This window comes from Kitasatospora sp. NPDC058492 (assembly GCF_042720685.1).
Taxonomy (GTDB): domain Bacteria; phylum Actinomycetota; class Actinomycetes; order Streptomycetales; family Streptomycetaceae; genus Kitasatospora.
In genome coordinates this window covers 55464-71488 of record NZ_JBHXMU010000035.1, presented here as the reverse complement: position 1 = coordinate 71488, position 16025 = coordinate 55464, and the positions used below count along the sequence as shown (strand labels likewise).

12 protein-coding genes are annotated in these 16025 nt (G+C 73.3%); 7 read left to right on the top strand and 5 right to left on the bottom strand.

Annotation, left to right across the window (positions count from 1 at the left end; translation table 11 throughout):
* Positions 1-119 precede the first annotated feature (119 nt).
* On the bottom strand, positions 120-1397 hold the full coding sequence (locus ACFWPI_RS23055; protein WP_380373758.1) for an extracellular solute-binding protein: 1278 nt from the start codon (positions 1395-1397) through the stop codon (positions 120-122).
* Positions 1398-1706: 309 nt separating this feature from the next.
* On the opposite strand from ACFWPI_RS23055, the gene ACFWPI_RS23050 reads away from it, so the two are divergent.
* Positions 1707-2342 carry a GNAT family N-acetyltransferase gene (locus tag ACFWPI_RS23050; protein ID WP_380373761.1) on the top strand — a complete coding sequence of 212 codons (636 nt, stop codon included), beginning with the start codon at positions 1707-1709 and terminating at the stop codon, positions 2340-2342.
* Here ACFWPI_RS23050 and ACFWPI_RS23045 read toward each other — a convergent pair.
* On the bottom strand, positions 2335-3399 hold the full coding sequence (locus ACFWPI_RS23045; protein ID WP_380373763.1) for an aldose epimerase family protein: 1065 nt from the start codon (positions 3397-3399) through the stop codon (positions 2335-2337). The two genes, ACFWPI_RS23050 and ACFWPI_RS23045, sit on opposite strands and share 8 nt — an antisense overlap.
* Positions 3400-3798: 399 nt before the next feature.
* Positions 3799-6810: an ATP-binding protein gene (locus tag ACFWPI_RS23040; protein WP_380373766.1), complete on the bottom strand. Its 3012-nt coding sequence runs from the start codon at positions 6808-6810 to the stop codon at positions 3799-3801.
* Positions 6811-7133: 323 nt separating this feature from the next.
* Here ACFWPI_RS23040 and ACFWPI_RS23035 point away from each other — a divergent pair, with 323 nt between their 5' ends.
* From ACFWPI_RS23035 to ACFWPI_RS23025, 3 genes are all read left to right on the top strand, one after another.
* Positions 7134-8081 (top strand): terpene cyclase, encoded by a 948-nt coding sequence (locus tag ACFWPI_RS23035; RefSeq protein ID WP_363377243.1) that lies wholly within the window; start codon positions 7134-7136, stop codon positions 8079-8081.
* A gap of 267 nt (positions 8082-8348) precedes the next feature.
* On the top strand, positions 8349-9872 hold the full coding sequence (locus ACFWPI_RS23030; protein ID WP_380373769.1) for an aldehyde dehydrogenase family protein: 1524 nt from the start codon (positions 8349-8351) through the stop codon (positions 9870-9872).
* 252 nt (positions 9873-10124) lie between these two features.
* Positions 10125-10448: a nuclear transport factor 2 family protein gene (locus ACFWPI_RS23025; RefSeq protein ID WP_363377241.1), complete on the top strand. Its 324-nt coding sequence runs from the start codon at positions 10125-10127 to the stop codon at positions 10446-10448.
* A 22-nt stretch (positions 10449-10470) separates the two neighbouring features.
* Here the strand turns inward: ACFWPI_RS23025 and ACFWPI_RS23020 are convergent, their stop codons facing one another.
* Positions 10471-11694 (bottom strand): serine hydrolase domain-containing protein, encoded by a 1224-nt coding sequence (locus ACFWPI_RS23020; RefSeq protein ID WP_063350118.1) that lies wholly within the window; start codon positions 11692-11694, stop codon positions 10471-10473.
* A gap of 145 nt (positions 11695-11839) precedes the next feature.
* Here ACFWPI_RS23020 and ACFWPI_RS23015 point away from each other — a divergent pair, with 145 nt between their 5' ends.
* The 3 genes from ACFWPI_RS23015 (at position 11840) to ACFWPI_RS23005 (ending at position 15161) form a co-directional block, all read left to right on the top strand.
* Complete coding sequence (locus ACFWPI_RS23015) at positions 11840-12349, top strand: NUDIX hydrolase (protein ID WP_063350117.1); 510 nt, start codon at positions 11840-11842, stop codon at positions 12347-12349.
* Between the two features lie 33 nt (positions 12350-12382).
* Positions 12383-13276 (top strand): TetR/AcrR family transcriptional regulator, encoded by an 894-nt coding sequence (locus tag ACFWPI_RS23010; protein WP_380373774.1) that lies wholly within the window; start codon positions 12383-12385, stop codon positions 13274-13276.
* Positions 13277-13406: 130 nt separating this feature from the next.
* Positions 13407-15161 carry a hypothetical protein gene (locus ACFWPI_RS23005; RefSeq protein WP_380373776.1) on the top strand — a complete coding sequence of 585 codons (1755 nt, stop codon included), beginning with the start codon at positions 13407-13409 and terminating at the stop codon, positions 15159-15161.
* A 133-nt stretch (positions 15162-15294) separates the two neighbouring features.
* Here the strand turns inward: ACFWPI_RS23005 and ACFWPI_RS23000 are convergent, their stop codons facing one another.
* The gene (locus ACFWPI_RS23000) at positions 15295-16002 is read right to left on the bottom strand and encodes a spermidine synthase (protein ID WP_380373779.1); all 708 of its coding nucleotides are present in this window, start codon (positions 16000-16002) and stop codon (positions 15295-15297) included.
* Between the last annotated feature and the right edge of the window lie 23 nt (positions 16003-16025).

Genomic DNA, 16025 nt, shown 5'->3' with positions numbered 1-16025 from the left:
CGCGGCCGCGCGCCCCCCCCCCCCCCAATGTCCGCCAGGGCCGGGGATCGGGGGGCGCCCGCCCCCCCCCCCCGCCGCACTGGCCCGCCCCCGACGGCGGCCCGGACGGCCGACGGCGACTACTTGGCGAAGCCCGGCAGCAGCTTGGCGTAGTCGGTGGCGACGGTGTTCAGCGCGTCCTGGGTGCCGGTGCCCTGGACGGCCTTGCCCAGGTTGGTGCCGAGCGAGGAGAACAGCGAGCTGTACTCGGGCAGTTCGGGGCGCGGCTTGGCGCTGCCGAGGACGGCCTGGAAGCCGGCGATGCCGGGGTCGGCCTTGACGTCGGCGGTGAAGGCGTCGGAGCGGGTCGGCAGGGTGGAGTTCTTCTGCGCGATGAAGGCCTGGCTCTCCGCCGAGGTCATGAAGGCGGCGAACTTCTCGGCGGCGGCCTTGTGGGCCTGGTCGGCACCGGCGTAGACGGAGATGTTGTGCCCGCCGGTGGGCGCACCGGACTTGCCGCTGGAGCCCGCCGGGACGGGCGCGATGCCGAGGTTGTTCTTGTCGGCGAACGCGGCGCCCTTGTAGATGTTGGTGATCTCCCACGGGCCCTGGACGATGGCCGCGACCTTGCCGTTGTTGAAGGCGTCCATCATGTGCGCGTAGGCGTCGGTGGTGACGTCGGCCTTGGCCATGCCGGGCGCGGTGAACATCGTCTTGTAGGTCTCGATGGCCTTGACGGCCTCCGGCGAGGTGACAGTGATCTTCTTGCCGGCGGCGTCGACGGTGTCGGTGCCCTCGCCGAACAGGAACGGCATCGCGTAGTAGCCGTCCGCGGCCTTCAGCCAGAAGCCGTCGACACCGGCCTTGTCCTTGAGCGCGGCGGCGTCGGTCTTCAGCTCGTCCCAGGTCTTGGGGGCGGCGGTGATGCCGGCCTTGGCGAACAGCTCCTTGTTGTAGAGCAGGCCCAGGGTGTCGGTGACCAGCGGCACGCCGTACAGCTTGCCGTCGAACTTGGCCTGCTGGATCAGGCTGGGCTGGAAGGCGGAGGTGTCGGCGACGGCCGGGGTGCCGTCGAGCGGCTCCAGGTAGCCGGCCTTGGCGAAGGCGGCGGTCCAGCCGACCTCGGAGCGGAACACGTCCGGAGCGCCCTTGGCCCCCATGGCGGTCTGGAGCTTGTTCTGCGCCTGGTCGAACGGGACGTTGACGAAGTCGACCTTGACGTTCGGGTTGGCGGCCTCGAACTTCTTGACCAGCTCCTGGTAGTTCGGCGCCTCGTTGGTGGCGTTCGAGGTGTCCCAGTAGGTGAGGGTGACCGGCCCGTCGGCCTTGCCGTTTGAGCTGGAGCCGCTGCTGCCACAGGCAGCCATCGAGACCGCGAGGGCCACAACGAGGGCAGAGGCCGCGATGCCACGCCGCATGAGAACTCCTTGGGAGGGTGGGGGTGCCCGAGATCTTCGGAGACAGGCGCATAATGGCTGCCTCGTGCCGACTGCACCGTTGCTGCCGTCGGGCTCGGAAGGAAGTTAACAGCGGTGCAATAGCGACGGAAAGTCCTTGCAGCAAGTTTCTGCAAGAAACAGCGATCGTTACGCCCACGTGTCCTGGACGTAGCCGCACGGTAGTTGACAGTGCGACCAAATGTCCGGGTTCGCCCGCTTCAAGCCGGTACCGGATGGCCGAGAGCACCACCATCCCTGGCCGAAAACCGCTTGCAGCAGACTGAACGCATGCGTATCAGAGCCGCCATGAGGGACGAACTGCCGCTGCTGTGCGAACTGGAGCGGGCCGCCGGGGCCCCCTTCGCCGCGATCGGCATGCCGGAGATCGCCGACGACGAACCACCGGCGCCGCACGAGCTGACCCACTACCTGGACGCGGGCATCGCCCTGGTCGCCGTCCCCGACGCGACCGACCTGCCCCACGGAACCGACCTGCCCCAGCAACCCGGTCCCGGTCCCGGTCCGATCGCCGGCTACCTGCTCGCCGAGCCGGTGGACGGCGCCCTGCACATCGAGCAGGTGTCGGTCCACCCCGACCACGCCCGCCGGGGCATCGGCCGGGCGCTGATCGAACACCTCGCGGCCGGCACCGACGCCCCCGCGCTCACCCTCACCACCTTCGCCGACGTCCCCTGGAACGCCCCCTACTACGCCCGCTGCGGCTTCCGCCCGCTCGCCGACCACGAGCTCACCCCGGGCCTGCGGGAGATCCGCCGCAAGGAGGCCGAGCACGGTCTCGACCGCTGGCCCCGGCTCTGCATGCGCCGGGACCTCGCACGGGACCTCCAGCAGGACCTCACGCAGAACCTCACGCAGAACCTCACGCAGAACCTCACCCCGGACGTGCCCGGAGCGCTCAGCTGACGCCCAGCCGCAGCACGGTGGTCGAGCGGAACTCCTCCCCCGGCCGCAGCACGGTGCTCGGGAACGCCGGGTGGTTCGGGGAGTCCGGGAAGTGCTGGGTCTCCAGCGCGATCCCGGCGAACGGCCCGTACGGGACACCGCTCGCGCCGGTGACCGCCCCCTGGAACTTGTTGGCCGTGTAGACCTGGACGCCCGGCTCGGTGGTCAGCACCTCCAGGGTGCGCCCGCTGACCGGGTCCTCCAGCAGCGCCGCCCGGGCCGGGCTGCCGTCGGCCGGCCGGGCCCGGAGCACCCAGTTGTGGTCGTAGCCGCCGGGCCCGGCCAGCTGCGGGTGGTCGTCGTGCACCGACTTGCCGATCGGCGTGGCCACCGTGAAGTCGAACGGCGTGCCGGCCACCGGTTCGGTCCGCCCGTAAGGGATCTGCCGCTCGTCGGCCGGGGTGTAGGCGTCGGCGTCGAGGGTGAGCAGGTGGCCGCGGACGTCGCCGTTCCCTTCACCCGCAAGGTTGAAGTACGCGTGGTTGGTCAGGTTGACCACGGTCGGCTTGCTGGTGACGGCGCGGTAGGCGATCACCAACTCGCCGGCCGGGTCCAGGGTGTAGGAGACGGTGATGTCCAGCGCGCCGGGGAAGCCCTGGTCGCCGTCCGGGCTGTGCAACCGCAGCCGCACCCCGCCCTCGATCCGCTCGGCCTCCCAGATCCGCTGCGCGAAGCCGTCCGGCCCGCCGTGGATGGTGATGCCGCCGCCGGTCGGGGCGAGCGGGTGCTCCTCGCCGTCGATGGTGATCCTGGAACCGTCGATCCGGTTGGCGTACCGGCCGACCACGGTGCCGTAGTGCCGGGCCGGGCCGAGGATCTGCGTCAGCTGGTCGGTGGAGAGCAGCAGTTGGGCGGGGCGCCCGGCGCGGTCCGGGCCGGTGAGGGTGTGCAGGGTGGCGCCGAGGGTGAGCACGCTCGCCTCGTACGGGCCGGCGGAGAGCGTCCAGCGCTCGATCGCGGCGCCCGCGCCCGAGGGGTCGAGGGGTTCGTGCCGCACGCTGGTGGCCTCGCTCGCCATGGCCTGCTCCTCACTGGCGGTCGCGGGGTGCCGTGACCGCCCCGGTTCCGGGTCCGTCCAGGGGGTCGCCGCGGCGCCCCCACGTCTGCGTCAGCCTAGGGCGTGTCTGACAATTCGCGGCGGATCAGCGCGCGGCTCCCCCAGCCTTCGGCCGGGAGGTACCCCCATTACGCGCCCGGCTGGGCGTGCCGGCGAAGCGTCCTCGTACTGGGTGTACTTGGACGTTTCGCCGGTGCGTTCAGGCGGGATGCCTGGGGGCACCTCCCGGCCGCCAGGCTGGGGGAGCGTCGTGCGCCCGGCGGGAATTGTCAGACACGCCCTAACGACGGCGACCGCTCCGGGAGCGCTCCCGTGCCTCCGCGCGCCGCCCCGCCGCCCACGCCCCCCTGCCACCGCGGGCTACGCCTCCTCGGGCTCCGCCCCCGGCCGGGTGGCCCCGCGCGGCTGCGTCGGCAGCCCGAGGGCGGAGGCCAGGCCGTCCGGCCCGCTGCCCGCCTTGCGGTAGACCGCGGCCAGTCGGCGGTTGACCAGGCTGAGGTGCACGCCGAGCTCGTCGGCGATGCGCTGCGGCGGCACGCCCTGCACCGCGAGGTTGGCGACCTCCCACTCGGGCTGACTGAGCGTCTCCCGGAAGTCGCGCAGCCCCAGCCGGTTGGGCCGCAGGCCGTAGTTGGCCAGCTCCCGCCGCGCCTGGTCGACCAGCCCCTCGGCCGAGCAGTGCTGGGCCAGTTCGATGCCCTGGTACAGGTACTCCTGCGCGTCCTCCAGCCGCCCGACCCGGCGCAGCGCGGCGCCGAGGTCGACCAGCGCGACGGCGTGCTCGTACCCGGCCGGCGACTGGCCGAGGTACATCACGGCCTGCTCCAGCAGCTCGACCGCCTGCTGGCCGTCCTCGATCTGGGCGTTCAGCCGCAGCGCGGTGCCGATCGCCGAGGCGGTGCCGAAGGTGCGGGCGTCCTGGACGGCCTTCTGGGCGTACTCGCGGGCGCGGTCGGGCTCGTCGGCCGCGATCGCGATGGCGAGGTGGCCGGCCCAGGGCGCCCAGACGGTGTTGTGCCAGCCGCGGGCCTCCAGTTGGGCTCCGGCCTCGGTGAGCGCGGCGGCCGCCCCGGCGTAGCGCTTCTTGGCGATCAGCAGCTTGCCGTACAGCGAGGGCGCGTCGGGCAGCACCATCGCGGTCGTGTGGTACGGCGGGTGGAAGCCGAACTCGACGGCGAGTTCCCAGGCCTCCTCGGTCCGGCCGCGGGCGAGCAGGGTGTCCACCAGGACGCCGACGGCGTCCCAGGCGAGCGGCAGCTTGGGGCCGATCCGCTCGGACAGTCGCAGTGCGCGGCGCAGGAAGTCCTCGGCCTCGGCGAGCAGGCCGCGGCGGAAGCGGGCGAGGCCCATCAGGAAGTACGCGAAGCCCCGGTGGGCACCGCTCCACCCGGCGACCTCGAACTGGATGATGGCGTCCGCGAACAGCCGCTCGGCCTGGGCGATGCGGTCGTTGTAGGTGTAGGTGAGGCCGAGCATGGAGGGCAGTTCGAAGCCCCAGGTGCTGTCGGTCCAGCCGAGTCCCTTGGGCAGGCGGCCGGCGTCGAGGACTGCGTCGGCGTAGGTCAGCGCCTCGGCGGAGGGGGCGCCGCGCAGGGTGAGGTCCCAGGCGCGCATCGCGAGGACGGCCCGGTCGGCGGCGTCGCGGGTGCTGAGGCCGTCGCACATGAGGCCGAGCCGGGTGGATCGGCCAGGCCCGTCGTCCTCGGACTTGCGGAAGGCGTGCCACATGAACGAGGCGGCCTGGAGCCGGAGTCGGCCGGCCGGGTCGGCGGTCTGCTCGGCCTCGTCCTGGCAGACCACCGCGGCCTGGCGCAGTTCGCCGCTGTGTGCGAGCACCTCGGAGAGCCGGAAGGTGGCGTCGACCCGCAGTTCGGGGCGCAGCGGCCCCTCGTCGGGGTCGAGGGCGAGCTTGAGCTGGTTGACGGTGGCGACGGGGTCGGTGAGCAGGGCGGAGCAGCCCAGTTCGTACAGCACCTCGGCGCGGATGTCGTCGGCCGGGGGTTCGTTGAGGGCGCGGTGCAGGCAGCGCTGGGCGGCTTCGGGGGCGCCGATCAGCAGGTGTTCGACGGCGGCCCGGCGCAGTTTGCGGACGGTCTTGTCGTCGCCCTCGCCGGAGAAGGTCTCGACGAGGTGGCGGGAGGCGGCGAGCAGGCCGAGTCCGGCGTTCTCGATCTCGGCGGCGGCGACGCCGTGCATGCCGGTGCGGGTGGCCTCCGGCATGGTGTTGTAGATCGAGCTGCCGATCAGCGGGTGGACGAACTCCAGGTTGCCGTTGGGGGTCTGGGTGAGCACGCGCTGCTTGCGCAGCTGCTTGATGGCGTCGCGGGCGCCCTCGGTGGTCTGGGCGCAGATCCGGGTGGCGAGGTCGACCCGGATGTCGGTGCCGAGCATCGCGCAGGCCCAGGCGAAGCGCAGGGTGCCGGAGCCGAGCCGGTCGATCCAGCTCTTGAGGGTCATTCCGGTGGCGTCGACGGCGAGTTCGCGCAGTTGCTGGGAGTTCTCCTCGACCGGTTCGAGGTCCTGGTCGCGGACCTGGTCGAGCAGGGCGACGGCTTCGAAGGGGTTGCCGTTGACGACGTTCCAGAACTCGTAGCAGAAGGCGTCCTCGGCCTTGTCGCCGAGTTCGGCGCGGATCATGTCGGTGACGGAGACCAGCGAGAGCCGGTTGAGCTCGTGCTTGCTGGTGGCAAGGCCGAGGACGGCCTTGCGGTGCTGCTGGATCTCGGTCGGCCAGTCGTTCTCGTCCTCGCGGAAGGCGAAGACGAGCAGGACGGGCAGTTCGCGGGAGCGGACGGCGAACTGGGTGAGCCAGGAGAGCGACTCGTGGTCGCCCCAGTGCAGGTCGTCGACAATCATGACCAGCGGGGCCCGGCGCGGCGCGAGTTGGGTGAGGACGTAGTCGAGGCCGTCGCGCACGCCCTGGGGGTCGAGGCGGCGGGCGCCGGCCTTGGGCCGCTTGAGGCCCATGGCCGGTCCGACGACCTCCTCCCAGGTGCCCATGACCTGGCGGAACTCGTCGGGCTGCAGGCTGGTGAGGAGGGGTTGGAGGAGCTGGCGCAGCACGTGGTAGGGCTCGTTGAACTGGCGCTCGCCGCCGCGGGCGAACAACACCGTGGCGCGGTCGCGGAGTTTGGCGACCCGTCGGACCTCGTGCAGCAGGCTGGTCTTTCCGATGCCGGGGCGACCGGAGAAGGCGAGCAGTTCGCCGATCTCGGTGCCGCCGGCCGCGAATTCGCAGCAGAGCTTGTCGACGGCCGTCTCGACGGAGCGGAGTTCGGCGTCGCGGTCGCGCAGCCTGACCCTCGGCGAGGTGCTGTCGCCGTCCCGGCCGGAACCTGATCCCGTCCGAAGTTCGTTGTCCTGCTCGGTCACCGTCGTGCCTCCGCCTCGCCACTCGCGTCACAGCCCGTGTCGCTGCTCGCATCACTGCCCGTGGAGCCGAGGTTAGCGCTGCGTGGCACTCGCTGTGGGGCATTCGCGCAGGCTGGGGCGGACGGTGAGGGTTCGGACGCCTTGCCAAGGGCAATTGCCCTATACCCCTAACGTCCGATCATTACATCAGATACCCTACGGCCCGCGAGGCGAAGATGATCTTTCGCTATCACCCTCTCCCCGGAAGCCTCGCCGCGTCAACTCCCCCCACACCCAACGTTCGAACCACTAGCACCCCCACCCTTCGCCGCACCGGGAGTCCGATGTCTGACGACACCTCACTTCAGATTCCGTTCCCGCACCGTCGCAGCCCGCACGGACCGCAGGCCACCGCGCTGCACCGTGACTGGCTGGTCCGCCACCCGCTGCTCCCCGACGTCGACCACCCCGGGTACGCCCACTGGGACGTGGTCGACCTCGCCGCCCTCGGCTACCCCGACACCGGCCCGGACGAACTCTCCCTCGCCGCCGACCTGATGGGCTTCTACTTCCTCTTCGACGACCAGTTCGACGGCCCGCTCGGCCGCCGCCCGACGGAGGTCGCCCCCATCTGCGAGCGGCTGATCGCCGTCCTGCACGGAGCCCGCCCCGACCAGGACTCGCCGGTCGAGACCGCCTTCGCCGACCTCTGGGACCGCAGCGTGCGCGGCATGCCCGCCCGCTGGCAGGCCCGCGCCGCGTACAACTGGGAGTGGTACCTGGCCAGTCACCCCGCCGAGGCCGCCGGCCGCATCTCCACCCGGCCACCCGACCGCGACGGCTACCTGGTGCTCAGACGAGGCACCGCGGCGATGGAGACCATCTTCGACATGGTCGAACGCCTCGGCCAGTTCGAGGTGCCCGCCGCCGTCCTGCACCACCCGGTGCTGCGTCAACTGCGCCAGCTGGCAGCCGACATCCCCTCGCTCAGCAACGACGTCCGGTCGTTCCCGCTGGAGGCCCCGCGCGGCGACGTCAACAACCTGGTGATGATCGTCCAGCGCGAGCGCCGCTGCTCGGCCGAGGAGGCCTGCGCGGTGGTGCTGGAGGAGGCGCAGCTGATGGTCGAGCGGTGCCGGGACCTGCACGGCCGACTGCCGGACGTCTACCGGGAGTTGGGGCTCTCCCGGGTCGAACGGACGATCGCCCAGCGGTACGCGGACGGGCTGGTCACCTGGCTCGCCGGCTACCTGTACTGGGAGTCCCGCACCGGCCGGTACCACGCGGTCTGACACCGTCCCGGACGGAGCGCGGAGACACGGTGCGCGCCCCGCGCGACGGCCGGAACGCGCAACCCTCCGTACGGGCCGGGCGCACGGACCGTAGCCGCGCCCGCGCCGGGCGGCTATCGTGCTCGACGGCGGACGCCCCGGCGGGCGTCCGCCCGGAATTGCGTGTCCACACCCTCCCGCCGGGCCGCCCCGCGCCGGGCGCGGCCCGGCGCGCCGCCCCGCCACCCGGTCCGGGCGGCGCCCGACGTCGCGAGGAGACACCAGAGCATGACGGTCTACCAGCCCCCCGGCACGCCCGGCAGCATCGTCGCCTACCGCTCCCGGTACGAGCACTGGATCGGCGGCGGCTGGACCCCGCCGGTGCGCGGCGAGTACTTCGGCGACCCGACCCCGGTCACCGGCGAGGTGTTCACCGAAGTCGCCCGCGGCACCGCCGAGGACATCGAGGCCGCGCTGGACGCGGCCCACGCCGCCGCCCCCGGCTGGGGCCGCACCCCGCCCGCCGAGCGGGCCCAGGCGCTGCTGCGGATCGCCGACCGGATGGAGGCGAACCTGGAGCGGCTGGCCGTCGCGGAGAGCTGGGAGAACGGCAAGCCGGTGCGCGAGACGCTGGCCGCCGACCTCCCGCTCGCGGTCGACCACCTGCGCTACTTCGCGGGCGCGCTGCGCGCCCAGGAGGGCGGCCTGTCCCAGCTGGACGAGGACACCGTGGCGTACCACTTCCACGAGCCGCTGGGCGTGGTCGGCCAGATCATTCCGTGGAACTTCCCGATCCTGATGGCGATCTGGAAGCTCGCCCCGGCGCTCGCGGCCGGCAACGCGGTGGTGCTCAAGCCCGCCGAGCAGACCCCGGCCTCGGTGCTGCTGTGGGCCGAGCTGACCGCCGACCTGCTGCCGCCCGGCGTGGTCAACATCGTCACCGGCTTCGGCGAGGAGGCCGGCGCCCCGCTGGCCTCCAGCAACCGCATCCGCAAGATCGCCTTCACCGGCGAGACCACCACCGGCCGGCTGATCGCCCGCTACGCCAGCGACAACCTGATCCCGGTCTCGCTGGAACTCGGCGGCAAGAGCCCCAACCTGTTCTTCGCGGACGTCGCCGACGCCTCGGACGCCTTCTACGACAAGGCGGTCGAGGGCTTCGCGATGTTCGCCCTCAACCAGGGCGAGGTGTGCACCTGCCCCAGCCGGGCGCTGATCCAGTCCTCGGTCTACGAGCAGCTGCTCGCCGACGGCCTGGAGCGGGTGCGCGCGATGCGCCAGGGCGACCCGCTGGACACCGAGACCCAGGTCGGCGCCCAGGCCAGCGCCGAACAGCTGAAGAAGATCCTCTCCTACTTCGAGATCGGCCAGGCCGAGGGCGCCAAGCTGCTGGCCGGCGGCGAGCGGGCCGACCTCGGCGGCGCCCTGGCCGGCGGGTACTACGTGACGCCGACGGTGTTCGAGGGCGTCAACAGCATGCGGGTCTTCCAGGAGGAGATCTTCGGCCCGGTCGTCTCGGTCACCCGCTTCGAGGACTTCGCCGAGGCGATCACCCTCGCCAACGACACCCAGTACGGGCTCGGCGCGGGCGTCTGGACCCGCAACCTCAACACCGCCCACCGCGCCGGGCGCGCCATCCAGGCCGGCCGGGTGTGGACCAACTGCTTCCACGCCTACCCCGCCCACGCGGCCTTCGGCGGCTACAAGAACTCCGGCATCGGCCGGGAGAACCACAAGGCGCTGCTGGAGCACTACCAGCAGACCAAGAACCTGCTGGTCAGCTACTCCCCGGACGCGGTGGGCCTCTTCTAGCCGGGCCGCGGCCTGCGCAAAACACGGAGCGGGAGACCGGTCCCGGCCTCCCGCTCCGCCGCCACTCCCCGTGGCCGCACCGCGAACGCCCTTCCGGGCGTCCACGCTGCGCAACCCTCCGTAGGGCAAAACGCCCATTTCTGGATCTAAGCACATGAATGCGCGATTTTCTCGACGCGCCGCCGACATGCCCGAACACACCCGGCGAACGCCGTAGACAGGACTCTCCGTCCCTCACCCCCGGGAGTCCCGATGACCATCTCCCCCGCCAAGCTCTCCGACCCCACCGTGCGCGCCTTCGTCGCCGCGGTCAACGCGGGCGACCGCGACGCCTTCCTGGCCACCCTCACCCCGGACGCGACCATGTCCGACGACGGCTCCGACCGCGACCTGCCCCAGTGGATCGACAAGGAGATCTTCACCGTCCGCGGCCGGATGGACGTCCAGACCGAATCGGACGGCGGCCACGCGCTGATCGCCAACTTCACCAACGACACCTGGGGCGAGATGCGCACCGCCTGGCGCTTCACCCTCACCGGCCCGAAGATCACCCGCTTCGAGACCGGCCAGGCCTGACGGCTCGGGACCGCGCCCGCCGCTACCCGGACAGCCCCAGGCACCCCCGCACCGCACGGATCAGGTTGCGCGAGCGGATGTCGCCGGTGACGCCCGGCTGCATGCCGTTGGTGACGTAGCCGAAGCCCAGCCCGAGCTCTGGGTCGGCGAAGCCCAGCGAGCCGCCCCGGCCGGGGTGGCCGAAGCTCGCCGGGGAGGCCATCGGCGCGGTCGGGCCGTGCCGCCAAAAGCCCAGGCCGAAAGTGGAGTTGACGATCAGCACCCGGTCCGGTCCGCTCACCTCGGGCCCGACCGCGCGGGTCAGCACCCCGGGCCCGAGCAGCGGCGGCAGCAGCGCGCCGGAGCCGTCCGGGCGGTCGGCGGCACCGATCAGCGCCGCGTAGAACCGGGCCAGCGAGCGGGCGGTGCCGATGCCTCCCGCGCCGGGGATCTCGGCGGCCTGCACCGCCGGGTCGTTGAGGTCCACCCCGGGGCGCACCGAGGCGAAGGACCGCGCGGTCAGCGAGGCCGGGTCCTGGTAGGCGTCCCGGACGGACTGCTTGGGCCGCAGCCGCAGCCCGCTCGGCCCGGTCCGGGCCGCCTCCGGGGCGGGCAGGTCGACCAGCCGGCCGACCCTCGGCGCGGCCCCGGCCGGCAGCCCGATCCACAGGTCCAGCCCGAGCGGCCGGGCGATCTCCTCGGCGAAGTACTGGCCGATCGTGCGCCCGCTCACCCGCCGCACCACCTCGCCGACCAGCCAGCCGAAGGTGTACGGGTGGTAGCCGTGCGCGGTGCCCGGCTCCCAGGCGGGCGCCTGCGCGGCCACCGCGGCCACCGCGCGCTCCCAGGTGAGCACGTCCTCCAGCCGCAGCGGCACGTCCAGCGCGGGCACCCCGGCCTGGTGCGACAGCAGCCAGCGCACCGGCACCCCGCCCTTGCCGGCCTGCGCGAACTCGGGCCAGTAGGAGGCCACCGGGGCGTCCAGGTCGAGCAGGCCGCGCTCGGCCAGCAGCAGCGCGGTGGTCGCGGTCAGGCCCTTGGTGACCGAGCGCAGCACCTGGGCGGTGTCCGCCGTCCAGGGCACCGCCGGCGCGGGGCGCCCGCCGACCTCGGGCCGGGCGTCACCGCCCCACAGGTCGACCACCTTGCGACCGCGCACGTACAGCGCGAAGGCCGCGCCCAGTTCGCCGTACTCGTGGAAGTTCCGCGCGAAGGCCTCCCGTACGGGCTCGAACCCCTCGGCCGTCTCGCCCCAGATCTCCACCACCGCGCGCCACCCTCAGCCTGTCCGGTTCCTGCGTTCCCGCCCGCGTCCGATCGCACACGAATCACATGCGGATCACATGCGAATCGAGCTCGGATCGCACTCGAAAAGCGTTCGAAGCGGGCCCCGAAACCCTAACCTGTCCGTCATGACCAACCCTGCCGAAGAACTGCTGGACGTCGTCGACGAGCACGACCGGGTGATCGGGACGGCGCTGCGCGGGGAGGTGTACCGGCAGGGGCTCACCCACCGGTGCGTCTTCATCCTGGTCCGCGACCCGGCCGGGCGGATCTTCGTCCACCGCCGCACCGACACCAAGCTGTTCGCCCCCGGCGCGTACGACATGTTCGTCGGCGGCGTGGTCGGCTCCGGCGAGACGTACGCCGAGGCCGCCGTCCGCGAGGCCGAGGAGGAGCTCGGCGTGCACGGGATCACCCCGCGCCCGCTCTTCAAGTTCCTCTTCCGGCAGGACCGGCTCTCCTGGTGGAGCGACATGTACGAGGCCGAGTGGGACGGCCCGGTCCAGCCGCAGGAGTCCGAGGTCGCCTGGCACGCCTGGCTCACCCCCGCCGAGCTCGCCGACCGCCTCGCCCGCGACCACTTCGTCCCCGACGGCCGCGAGGCCTACCGCCGCTACCTGGACCTCCACGCCGCATAGGCCCCGCCCCGGACGGCGGATAGGGTGGCGCGCATGGCCTCCCGTACGCCGTCGCCGACGGCCGCCCGCGCTGCACGGACCCCCGCCCCGGAGCAGGCCCCGGACCGGGCTGCGGGCCGGACGCCAGGCCGGGCGGCTGCCGGTGAGCGGCCGCGCCGCAGGCTCAGCGTGGACGAGCGGCGCGAGCAGCTGATCGCCGTCGCGCTGGAGCTGTTCAGCCGGCGCCCGCCCGAAGAGGTGTCGATCGACGACATCGCCGCCGCCGCGGGGGCCTCCCGGCCGCTGGTGTACCACTACTTCCCCGGCAAGCAGGCGCTGTACGAGGAGTCGCTGCGGCGGGCCGGGCGGGAGCTCTCGGCGCGCTTCGAGGAGCCCGCCGACGGGCCGCTGTCCGAGCGGCTGTACCGGGTGATGGGCCGCTACCTGGACTTCGTACAGAGCCACGGGCCCGGCTTCGCGGCGCTGCTGCGCGGCGGCTCGGTGGCGGCCAGCGCGGGCACCTCGGCGGTGATCGACGAGGTGCGGCGGGCCGCCCACGACCAGATCCTCTCCCACCTGGCGATCCCCGCGCCGAGCCCCGGGCTGCGGCTGACCGTCCGGGCCTGGATCGCCAACGCCGAGATCACCTCGCTGGAGTGGCTGGCCGAACGCTCGGTGCCGTTGGAGGACCTGCAGCTGCACCTGGTGCAGGAGTTCGTCGCCACCCTCACCCTCACCGCCGCCCGGGAGCCGGCGCTCGCCGCCGAACTCGCCTCGTTCTTCGCGGACGAGCGTCCTGACGGCCCGACCGGGCGCCTGGTGCGGGAGCTCGCCGGGCTGTTCGCCGTCCCCGGGATCGCCGAGGCGGTCACCGCGCTCGCCACCGCACCGTCCGGCGAAACGTCCCCGCAGGCCACGGGCGGAACGACCGCGGCTCCCATCGGGTGATCCGCCGGTTCGGTCCCGACAGCGGGCTCTGATAGGAATGAGCACGGAGTCCGGCGGCACGCCGCCACGGCGCGCGCGGACCCACCCGAACCAGCGGACCGCAGACGCAGCAGAGCGGGGGGCTCAACAGTTGACCCAGGACGTCCAGTTCAGCGCGGAGGCCAATCCCTTCGCAGCGGCGGAGCAGGTCTGCGCGACCCTCGGCACGCTCACCGACGCCCTCTTCGACGAGCGCACCTCCCGCCATCCGGCGGCCTCGCTCAGCGCCCTGCGCCCGGCCGAACACCCCGCCGCCGAGGCGCTGTTCGGCCTCCCGCTGGCCCCGAACGGCCCGGTGCACGCGGCCGTGGACCGGCTCGGCGCGGTGCTCACCGCCGGCACGGCCCGCCCCGGTAGCGGCGCCCGGGTCGCCGACCGGGTGACCGCCGCCCTCCACACCCGCTACGGCGGCGGGGCGGTGCGCGGCGCGATCGCCGACCGGGGCACCACCTCGGCCGCGCTGTTCCACCTGCCGGTCACCGGCGAGTTCGCCGACCCCAAGCTGCGCCCGCCGTTCGCCCCGGCACTGGCCGCGCTGGCCGCCGGGCAGCAGACCCGCCAGCCGGTCGAACTGGCCACCGGCGCGGGTGCCGAGGTCCGGCTGGTGGTCCCGCCCGGCTTCCACCCGCTGATCTCCCCCGGTGGTCCGGCCGGGGTCTGCTCCCGTACGGTGCCCGCGCCGGCGGGCGGGGCGGACGGCGTCGACCCGGCCACCGCCGCGGCCGCCGAGGAACTGACCGGGCATCTGGCCGAGGTCGCCGAGGAGCTGTTCAGCGGCGACGGTCCGGAGCGGCGCCGCGACTTCGCGGTCATCGCCGCCACCCTCGCCGACCTGGTCCACGACGCCGGCACGGTCTACGCGGGCGTCTGCGCGCTGGACGTGGACGGCCGGGCCTCCGACGCCGCCCTCGTCGTCTCGCTCGCCCGGCACCCGCTGCCGATCACCGCGCTCGCCACCGAACTCGCCACCGTCCGGCGGCACGCCGAGGTGTGGACGGTCCTGCTGCCGGCCGGGCCGGCCGCCGTCCTGGTCGAGGGACGGACCGTCCCGGTGCCGGGGCCGCTGTCCGCCGACGGGCAGCGGCGCTGGGTGGTCACCTCGGCGGTCGAGGCCTTCGTCCCGCTGCCGGACGGCGGCACCGTGCTCTGCGTCCAGCTGTCCACGGCGCAGCCGGAGGACTGGGACCTGTACACGCGGGCGTTCGCGGAGCTGCTGAAGAGCGTTCAATTCGGCTGGGACGGGGCGGTGGCCGGCGCCGCGCCCGTGCCCGCCACACCTGCTGCCGCTCCCGCTCCCGCTCCCGTTCCCGCTCCCGTCGAGAAGGAGCCGGAAGAGGCGGAGGAGGTGCCGGCGGACCTGCGCGGCACGCCGGTGCAGCTCCCGCCCGAGGACTTCAACCCGTTCGCGCCCGTCGCGGAGGCCTCCCCGGCCGACGCCGAGCCGCAGGCGGCGCCAGCCAGGCGGAAGGGCACGCCGGTCATGGTGCCCCCGCCGGACTTCAACCCCTTCGCCCCGGAAAGCCTCCCGCCCACCCCGGACACGTCCCCGGCAGCGGCCGCCCCGACCACCGACCCGTTCGGCACGGTGACGGCCGACCAGTCGGACCCGTTCGGCACCACGCTCGCGGCGCAGGGCCCGGCCGTCCCGCCGCCGCCCTCCGCGCCGCCGGCCGTTCCCGCGCAGGACGTTCCCGCGCAGGACGCCCCGCGCAAGGGCACGCCCGTCATGGTGCCCCCGCCGGACTTCAACCCCTTCGCCCCGGAAAGCCTCCCGTCCACCCCGGACGAAGCGACGGAGACCGACGCGGCGGAGGCTTCGGGCCCGGAGACCAGGCCGTTCGGCTGAGCCCCGGCAACGGCCCCCTCCGACCGGATCCAACCCCAGGGGGCCGCGACAACGCGACGCCGAGAGCCAGCAGTTGGCCGCTGCCACGGACAACGCCCGGACGCGGCAGGAGGGTTGGCGAGGCCCTGCGCCGTCAGCCTGCGCGCCGGGCCAGGTGGACCACGTCCGGCACGCCGCGGCTGACCGGGATCTCGTGCGTGACGACGTCGGAGAAGCCCACCGCCCGCAGCGCCTCCTCGAAGTCAGCGGAGGGCTGGGCGCTCCACACCGCCAGCACCCCGCCCGGCTGCAGCCGGTGCCAGAGCACCGCGAGCCCGTCGGCGCCGTACAGCCCGGCGTTGGAGTCGGTGACGGTCCAGTCCGGGCCGTTGTCGATGTCGAGGCACAGCGCGTCGTAGCGCTCGCCGTCGGCCGCCGCCAGGTACTCCAGCAGGTCGGTGTGGAGGACCTGGACCCGCTGGTCCTCCAGCGCGCCGCCGGAGAAGGCGCCGAGCGGCCCGTTCCGGTGCCAGTCGATGATGGCGGTCTCGCGCTCGACGATGGCGATCCGCCCCCAGCGCGGCTCGGCCGCCGCGTACGCCAGCGAGAAGCCGACGCCGAGGCCTCCGATCAGCACCGAGGGCTCTGCGGGGGCGCCGGTGCGGTCCAGTTCGTCCAACGCCGCCTGGATCAGCAGGCGTTCGGAGCGGCCGTCGGCGGTGTCCATCAGGAAGCAGCCGTTGGCGATGATCTCGAAGTGCCGACCCCGCTGGCGCAGTACCACCTCGCCGAACGGGCCGTCCCGCCGGTCGAGCGTGACGACGGCCTCGTGAGCGTCCCGTTCGGGCAGTGCGGTGGACATGCGGCTTCCTCAGCGGACTCGGG

Excerpts from the sequence above, each read along its gene's own strand:
- ACFWPI_RS23055 (WP_380373758.1), bottom strand. The coding sequence starts at position 1,397 with ATGCGGCGTGGCATCGCGGCCTCTGCCCTCGTTGTGGCCCTCGCGGTC.
- ACFWPI_RS23050 (WP_380373761.1), top strand. The coding sequence starts at position 1,707 with ATGCGTATCAGAGCCGCCATGAGGGACGAACTGCCGCTGCTGTGCGAA.
- ACFWPI_RS23045 (WP_380373763.1), bottom strand. The coding sequence starts at position 3,399 with ATGGCGAGCGAGGCCACCAGCGTGCGGCACGAACCCCTCGACCCCTCG.
- ACFWPI_RS23035 (WP_363377243.1), top strand. The coding sequence starts at position 7,134 with ATGTCTGACGACACCTCACTTCAGATTCCGTTCCCGCACCGTCGCAGC.
- ACFWPI_RS23030 (WP_380373769.1), top strand. The coding sequence starts at position 8,349 with ATGACGGTCTACCAGCCCCCCGGCACGCCCGGCAGCATCGTCGCCTAC.
- ACFWPI_RS23025 (WP_363377241.1), top strand. The coding sequence starts at position 10,125 with ATGACCATCTCCCCCGCCAAGCTCTCCGACCCCACCGTGCGCGCCTTC.
- ACFWPI_RS23015 (WP_063350117.1), top strand. The coding sequence starts at position 11,840 with ATGACCAACCCTGCCGAAGAACTGCTGGACGTCGTCGACGAGCACGAC.
- ACFWPI_RS23010 (WP_380373774.1), top strand. The coding sequence starts at position 12,383 with ATGGCCTCCCGTACGCCGTCGCCGACGGCCGCCCGCGCTGCACGGACC.
- ACFWPI_RS23000 (WP_380373779.1), bottom strand. The coding sequence starts at position 16,002 with ATGTCCACCGCACTGCCCGAACGGGACGCTCACGAGGCCGTCGTCACG.